We start from the raw sequence: 7,771 nt of genomic DNA on the forward strand, positions 1-7,771 counted from the left end.
ACGCCTTCGCGATCACCTTCGAAGGTCGTCTGTCCCCGAGTTCTCGATAGAGAAATTTCAAAACCGAGTTACACCGTTAACTGGACACACCCGTCGGCGTATCGGCTGATGGCTGCGACGCGCTGGCAAAGAATTCCGGCTCCAAGTATCTAGCCGACATGGACGCGATAGGCCATGGTGATGTCAATGGCTGGCGCGGGGCGGCCGCCCGATCTCCTCTAATCCAGGGATTTCTGTGGACATACTGGTGACCATGGGCACGGATGCTCCCGCTGACCAGATGCGTGACCTGCGCGCTTGGCTGGTGGCGGAGTCCGGGCTGCAGGGAAGGGTCCGGGTGGTCGACGCGATGCCCCCAGAAGGCGCGCTGGGGTTAGCGCCGGAGACCCTTCAGATTGTGTTCGGTGCGGGCGGGGTGATCGCCAGTGTGACCAGCGTGGTGATCGCATGGCTCGGCACCCGAAAGAACGAGATCAGCGTGAAGATCGCTCGTGGTGACGAGTCGGTGGAGATCAGCGCCAAGGGCATTCAGGCGCTGGACCTGGATGGGACCCAGGCGTTGGCCAGACAGCTTGCACGGGTTCTTACCAGTGCTCCGAGTGCGGCCGCCGATGACGCCGGGTGAGTCCGCCGGCTTGCTACTGGGCTCGGCGGGTGTTCGGGTGCTGCTCATCGGCTCTGGCACGTTTCTTCCGGGCTCGCGCCTAGCGGCCGTACCCGCTATCACGGACACTGTGCGTGATCTGGGCCGCTGCCTGGTCGAACGCGCTGGCCTCGCCCCCGCCTACTTGACCACGCTGCTCGACCCTGCCGACCCACAAGAAGTTGGCGCTGCTGTTGTAGAGGCGGCCCGTCAGGCTGATGGTGTCCTGGTCGTGTACTACGTGGGCCATGGCCTAGTCAGCGCCCGCAACGAGCTGTACCTGTCGACCCAGGCCACACTCAACCTTAACGAAGGCATCCCGGCCCATCAGGCATTGCCCTATTCGATGCTGCGCGAAGCCTTGTCCGACTGCTCGGCCCCCCTCACCCTGGTCGTCCTCGACTGCTGCTTCGCTGGCCGTGCGCAAGAAGTCGTCAGGGCCAGGCGCGAAGCGGAGCAGGCGTTCAACGCCACCCCGTCAGGAATGTACCTGCTGGCTTCGACAGATAGCGACCAGTACGCGTGGGCGCCACCGGGACAGGGCCACACTGCCTTCACCGGCGCCCTCATCGACCTGCTCACCGCGGGCGACCCCGTCGCTCCGTCCCTGCTCACGTTGGACGATATCTACCGGTCGCTGTCACGTACCCTCACCGACCAAGGCCTTCCCGCCCCGCGCCGCCATGCCGTCGACCACACCGACCGCCAACCCCTCGCCCCCAACCCCGCCTACACGCCCGGATCAGCTCACGAGCCGGGAGAATTCAGCCCCTATCGGGGGCTGGCCGCCTTCGGGCCTCAGGACGCCTCGGTCTTCTTCGGCCGCGAGGACCTCACTACGTCCCTAATCGACCGAGTAACTGAGCACCTGTCCTTACCGGGCCTCCTGGTGCTGATCGGCCCCTCCGGCGCAGGTAAGTCCTCGCTGCTGCACGCTGGCCTCATACCGGCCCTGCGTGGTTCCTCTCGAAATACGGGCATGGCTCGCGTGATCGCCTTCAACCCTGGCGATGACCCGGTAGGGGTGCTGGCCAGACGGTTCGCCGCTCTGGACGGCTCGGAATCGATGCAGCTCCGGCAGCAGCTCCAGACCAACCCCGCTCACCTGCGTGCCGTACTAACGTCAGGAACCGTCGGCCGTGACGAGCCGTTCATCCTCATCGTTGACCAGTTCGAGGAGGTGTTCAGCGCTTGCCCATACGAGGAGCAACGTCGGGTCTTCATCCAGGCGCTTCACTCAGCGTGCGCGGACCCTGTGTCAGAGGCGCCTGCGATCGTGGTCATCGGTCTGCGGGCCGACTTCTTCAGCCACTGCGCGCCCCATCCAGAGCTGGTCGACGCTTTGGGGCGGCCTGTAGTTGTCGGCCCAATGACAGCTGGCCAACTACAGGCAGCCATCGAGGAACCTGCAGTGGCTGCTGGTCTCGTCCTGCAGAACGGCCTGGTGGATCTGCTGCTGGAAGATCTCGGCGCCAGCGCACAGCGGTCGGCGACCAGAGCGGGCGCTGTCCTGCCGCTCCTGTCCCACGCCCTGCTGGCCACCTGGCGGCACCGCGAAGGCCGCACTATGACGCTGGCTGGGTACCGTGCCACAGGCGGCATCGCCCAGTCCCTGGCCAGGACCGCTGACGCTACACTCGACCAGCTCACCCTGGCCAGCCGTCAGGTCGCCCGCCGGCTGCTGCCGCGCCTGGTCCGGCTCGGCGAAGATGCCTCCGACACCGCCCGCAGGCTCCCGCTGGCCGATCTGCTCCCGGCACCGTCCTCACCCGATCACGCTGCGATCCGGTATTTCCTCGACCAATTTGCCCGGGCCCGGCTGCTGACCATCGATGCCGACAGCGTCCAGGTCACCCATGAGGCGCTGATCCGCGCCTGGCCCAGACTCCGCACCTGGATCGATGCCGACCGATCCGATCTGCTGATCCACCAGCAACTCGGCCACGACGCCCGCAACTGGCTCGAGCACGACCGCGACTCCGCCTACCTCTACCAGGGAACCCGCCTTACGGCCGCTCAGGATGCCCGTTCTCGCTGGGAAGCCGATCACATTCGCCACCTCCTCCTAGACGGCGCGCGAACCCAGTTCCTCGAGACCAGCGCGGCTGCCGACACCCATGCCAGGCGACGCAGCCGCCGCACGCGCACCGCGCTGGCTCTCTCCCTGGTTCTGGCCCTGCTCGCATCCTTAGCCGGCGCAGGCATCGCTGTCTCCGCAGCCAATAACGCCGCAGCCGAGGCAGACCGTCAGCGCAAAATCGCTGTGTCGCGACAGCTAACCGCGCAGAGCGAGAGCATCATGGATACCGCTCCGGCTCTGTCTCGGCTGCTTGGGGTGGCCGCGTTTGATACTGCCCGCACTGATGAAGCCCGCCGCGGCATGCTCGACGCTTACACCAACCCGGTGAGCCCACTTCTTGTGGGTGAGGCCGACACCTTCCTGTCGCTTGCCGCTGGCGAGCTGGACGGTACGCCTATCGTCGCGTCTGGCGGACAGGACGGCACCGTCCGGGTATGGGATCTGGCCACCGGGTATCAGCGTGGCCAGCCACTGAAAGGCCACAAAGGCGACGTCTATTCGATGGCATTCGGCCAGTTGGATCGTAAACCTATCGCAGTGTCCGGCGGACAGGACGGCACCGTCCGGGTATGGGATCTGGCCACCGGGTATCAGCGTGGCCAGCCACTGAAAGGCCACAAAGGCGAGGTCAATTCGGTGGCGTTCGGTCAGTTGGCTGGCAAGCCGGTCGTCGTATCAGGGGCCGATGACGGAACTGTGCGTATCTGGGACTTGGCCACTGGGCAGCAGCGCGGGCAGTCACTCAAGAGCCGCACGAATAACTATTTCAATCTCGTTGATTTGATCGAACCTGATCCTACCCGCCCCGTTTACTCGGTGGCGATGAGTCAGCTGAACGGAAAACCCATCGCGGTGTCCGGTGGAGATGACGGCACGGTGAGAGTGTGGGATCTCATCACTGGAAAACAACTGGGTGCAGCGCTTACAGGCCATGCCGGAGGTGTCGCCAACGTGGTGACTGGCCAATTGAACGGCAGGTCCATTGCGGTGTCCGGAGGCGCTGACAGCACCGTTCGAGTATGGGATCTGATTAGCGGCCGGGAGATCCTCAAATATTTTACCGGCTCCATCAATGCGCTGTCACTCGCTGACCTCGACGGTCGGCCTATGATCTTGGCGGCCAAGGGCGACACGACGCTTTCTCTAGACATCATTGCTGGAAGGCAGTACGGCCAGCCCCTCAAGGGTCATGTCGACCGTGTCAACTCGATACATCTCACACCACTGGGTGGCAAGTTCGTCGTGGTCTCCAGCAGCAATGACGGCACCGTGCGCCTATGGGATTCGGCGAGCAGGAAGGAGATCGGCAGCCTGACCCCCGAAGTCATCAGCCCGGTCTACGGGGCCGCGATCGGACTTCTGGACGATAAACCGATCGCGGTCTCCGCCAACAACAACGCCACAGCATGGCTGTGGCACCTCGCCGAGACAGACCAGCCAGGCATCCCACTCTCCTTCAAGAAAGGTATCGGAACCATTTTCGCAATTACCCTCGGGCAGTTGGATGGAAGATCGATAGCCGTATTTGGCGGGTACGACGGCATTGCGGTGATGGATCTGCTCGGCGAGAAGGAGCTCTATCCTCCATTTGCCTCGGGCACGACCATGATCTATTCCGTGGCTCTAGGATACCTGGACGGCAAACAAATTGTGGTCTCCGGTCACGACGACGGCACCGTACGAATATGGGACTTGGGCAGCGGAAAGCAACTCGGCGAACCACTCAAAGGCCATGAGGAGCCAGTCGAGGCGGTGGCCTTCGGGCAGCTGGAGGGAAAACCCATCGCATTGTCAGGCGGAGATGATGGCGCCGTACGAATATGGGACCTGGAAAGCAGGAAACTGCTCGGCGAGCCTCTCGTCCTTGGCGCCGGCCACGTCAATGCGTTGGCTCTTGGAAAGTACAGCGGTAGACCTGTCGCCGCATTCGGCTCAGATGATGGCACGGTGCGAATATGGGATCTGAATACCAGAACTCCGCTCGGCCATTCACTTGAAGGGCGTGACGGTCCCGTAACCGCAGTGGCCTTCGGCCAGATAGAGGGCAGGCCGGTGCTGTTATCAGGCGAGGATAACGGGACGATACGATGGTGGGACCTATCCGTACCATCCAATCTGCCAGTCGCTCTGTGCGCTCAGGCCCACCGCTCACTCACCGTCGAGGAATGGCGGCAATATCTGCCGCAAGAACCCTTCCGCCAGCTGTGTAATAAACCCTGACCAGGGTCCCGGTGTCATGGGGTGGTGCAACAGCTCACCACTCCCGACGACCGTCTGGTCTTCCATGAGAACATCGGGCCGACTGAAGCTCTACCACCTCAACTCCATGCGTGATAAGCGTGACAACCCGGCTTCACCTGGCTCAACGAGCCAGGCGAGGTGTTGCATCGTGCCTGGAGGTTAGAGGCGCTTCCAGTGCCATTGGCCGTTGCTGTACACCGAGCACTTGTACCTGTGGTTGGCAACCTTCGCATACCCGTACTTGGTGCGGGCCGCCTTCGGGCAGTACGCGCCCGGGGTGATGCACCGCCACACGAGGCCGTCACGGCGATAACTGCACGCGGCCGTCGAGCTCGCCGCGGACGCGGACGCCGCGGTGGTGACGGCGGAGGCAGTGGCGGAGCCAACGACGGCCGGGGCGATCAGCGCGGTGGCGACCAGGGCGGCGGAGACGGGCAGGCGTTTGAGCAAGAAGTGCTCTCAAACGTGAAGTGACAGGGCGCCTGTGAGACGACCGAGTCGCGGACCCGGTTGCCCGCTCGCCTGCGTTCCCTTGGAGCTCCTGGTTCGCGCCGCGCTCCGATGGTCTTCGCGCCGGCCCGCGTGGCTCCCCGGATAAGTATGATTATCCGGGGAGAGTCGATATGATCTCCCCGGATAACATCTAGCCGGGCCCGGAGCCAACGTCGGAAAAACTCCCCGGATAACAAGGAGAGGGGTCCGGAGGGCGACCGCGAGCACCGACAACAAGATCAACAAAGGTGACGACAGCGAAACCGGCAACCAGATTGACGACCAGGGGGACGGTCGGGCGAGCGGTCCGATCGACAACCGGGTTGCCGATCGGGGGGGTCTCGGCGCGGGCAACGTGGTAGCGATCCGGCCCGGCCTTGAGCCGGGATCGGTGGCGGTCGCCGCCGAGGTGGCGTTGGCCGCCTTCGCCACGCATCTCGATCGGTGCGCGCTGGCGGCGAACACGGTGACCGCCTACCGGCGCCAAGCCTTCGCCTACCGGGACTGGTTGCTCGCGCGGACGGCCGAGCACGCGGACGCGTTCGTCGACCTGGTCGGCGCCGAGGCCGCGGTCACCGCCTGGCGCCGGCACCTGCTCGCCGGTGGTGCGTCACCGGCGACGGTGAACCAGGCGCTGGCCGCGGTGACGCTGCTGTATGAACACGGGCCCGCGCTGCGCCTGGCGGTCAAACGCGCCCGGGTCCCCAAGCCCGGCGCCCCGGATGCCTTGTCTCGGGCGCAGGAGAACGCGGTACGCCGGGCCGCCGACCGGCGCGGCCCCCGTGACGCCGCCCTCATCGCCGTCCTGCTCGGCGCCGGAGCCCGTGCCGAAGAATGCCGGCGCTTGTGCGTCGGTGACGTGCCGATCACCGCGCGCAGCGGAACCGTCCGCCTGCACGGCAAAGGCGACGAGGTCCGGACCGTCCCCCTGCCAGTCCCGGCCCGCGAACGCCTGACCGCCTGGCTGCTCGTGCGCGCCGAGTTGCTGGCGGCGCGGCCCGAGCTAGCGGACACGGTCGGGGATGGGGTGTGGGTGGGCCAGCGCGGACAGCTCTCGGTCGACGGCGTCACCGACGTCGTGCGCGCGGTCGGAAAGGACGCTGGCCTGCCGACCTTGCGCCCGCATCGGCTGCGGCACACCTACGCCACCCGGCTGCGCGAAGCCGGCGCCGACCACGCCCAGATCCAGGCCCTGCTCGGACACGCCTCCATCGAGACCACCGCCCGCTACTTCCGCAACCTGTTCCCCGACGACGAGGATCTTGGTCACGGAGCCATTGAAAGCATGATCATTCCTGCGCTGGCGGAACAGCAGCGGAACACGGGCACAGAATGATTGCTCCGATGCAGGTCAAAGCCATGAGGGCGGACGAGTCGGCCTGTAGGCCGGGTTTTGTTCCTCACTTGCGTGAGGAGGCGACCATCCATCTAGGGCCGACGTTGCCGGCGGCCTCAAGCGGTCTACCCGCGCGGCTCGGGCGGGCAGCCCTCAAGCGTCGCGCGCGGGACGCTCCGGAGAGCACCCCTTCTTGACCTTGCTCCGGGTGGGGTTTACCGAGCCGCCCACGTCACCGTGGGCGCTGGTGGTCTCTTACACCACCGTTTCACCCTTACCTCCCCGCGAGGGGAGGCGGTCTGTTCTCTGTGGCACTGTCCCGCGGGTCACCCCGGGTCGGCGTTACCGACCACCCTGCCCTGTGGAGCCCGGACCTTCCTCGGCGGGTCTCCGAAGAGACCCGACGCGGCCGCCCGGCCGGCTCGTCCGCCGTGTTCCAAGCCTAACGGGTCCCAAGTGGGCTCCAACCGAACGGCAAGTCGTCTGCGCTGAAATATGAATCAAGCGGGACGGGACAGACGAGCGTCAGGGGAAAGCGATGAGAGCAAGGATGGCCGGTCCCGCGCGCTGCCGGGATCCGCATCGGTGTGATGGGATACGGCCATCACACCGGGTGTGGACGCGCGCACCGATGCGGGAGGCGAGTGTCGGCCGTCTCCCGCATCGGGCCCGATCGTCGGCCGGAGGCCCGGCACCGTACCGCCACCCGAAACCGCCGGTTCAGCGCAGGTGGGAGGTGTCGTTGAACGCCTTCACCACCGCCGGACCGTCGGCGTAGTACTCGATCAGGGACAGGGCTGACAGGTCGAGATGCATGCGATACAGCGCGCTGAGGGGAGCGAGCAGCGCGAATCGCAGCAGCATCTTGATCGGCGTGACGTGGGAGACGGCGAGGATCGTCTTGCCCTCGTAGCGCTCGATCAGCAGGTCCCCGGTCGCCTGGACCCGCCGCGCCGCCTCCCCGAAACACAAGCAGCTG

At 65.4% G+C, this 7,771-nt stretch carries 5 protein-coding genes and 1 other RNA gene; 3 read left to right on the plus strand and 3 right to left on the minus strand.

Annotated features, from left to right (window positions below; genetic code table 11):
• Positions 1-235: 235 nt before the first annotated feature.
• Positions 236-625, plus strand: a complete 390-nt coding sequence (locus ABZ260_RS41805) for a hypothetical protein (protein WP_355628844.1) — start codon at positions 236-238, stop codon at positions 623-625.
• Positions 626-734: 109 nt separating this feature from the next.
• On the plus strand, positions 735-4,943 hold the full coding sequence (locus ABZ260_RS41810; protein WP_355628847.1) for a caspase family protein: 4,209 nt from the start codon (positions 735-737) through the stop codon (positions 4,941-4,943).
• Positions 4,944-5,123: 180 nt separating this feature from the next.
• Here the strand turns inward: ABZ260_RS41810 and ABZ260_RS41815 are convergent, their stop codons facing one another.
• Positions 5,124-5,414, minus strand: coding sequence for a hypothetical protein (locus tag ABZ260_RS41815; protein ID WP_355628850.1), 291 nt, complete (start codon positions 5,412-5,414; stop codon positions 5,124-5,126).
• 397 nt (positions 5,415-5,811) lie between these two features.
• Between ABZ260_RS41815 and ABZ260_RS41820 the strand changes: the two genes are divergently transcribed.
• Positions 5,812-6,792, plus strand: a complete 981-nt coding sequence (locus tag ABZ260_RS41820) for a tyrosine-type recombinase/integrase (RefSeq protein WP_355628853.1) — start codon at positions 5,812-5,814, stop codon at positions 6,790-6,792.
• A gap of 30 nt (positions 6,793-6,822) precedes the next feature.
• On the opposite strand, the gene rnpB is transcribed toward ABZ260_RS41820, so the two are convergent.
• Both rnpB and ABZ260_RS41830 read right to left on the minus strand, forming a co-directional pair.
• Positions 6,823-7,217, minus strand: an RNA gene (gene rnpB / locus ABZ260_RS41825) — RNase P RNA component class A.
• A 295-nt stretch (positions 7,218-7,512) separates the two neighbouring features.
• Positions 7,513-7,771 (minus strand): histidine phosphatase family protein (locus tag ABZ260_RS41830; protein WP_355628856.1); only part of this gene is annotated, 259 nt, incomplete at its 5' end.

It is taken from the genome of Streptosporangium sp. NPDC006013 (genome assembly GCF_040614275.1).
Classification (GTDB): domain Bacteria; phylum Actinomycetota; class Actinomycetes; order Streptosporangiales; family Streptosporangiaceae; genus Streptosporangium.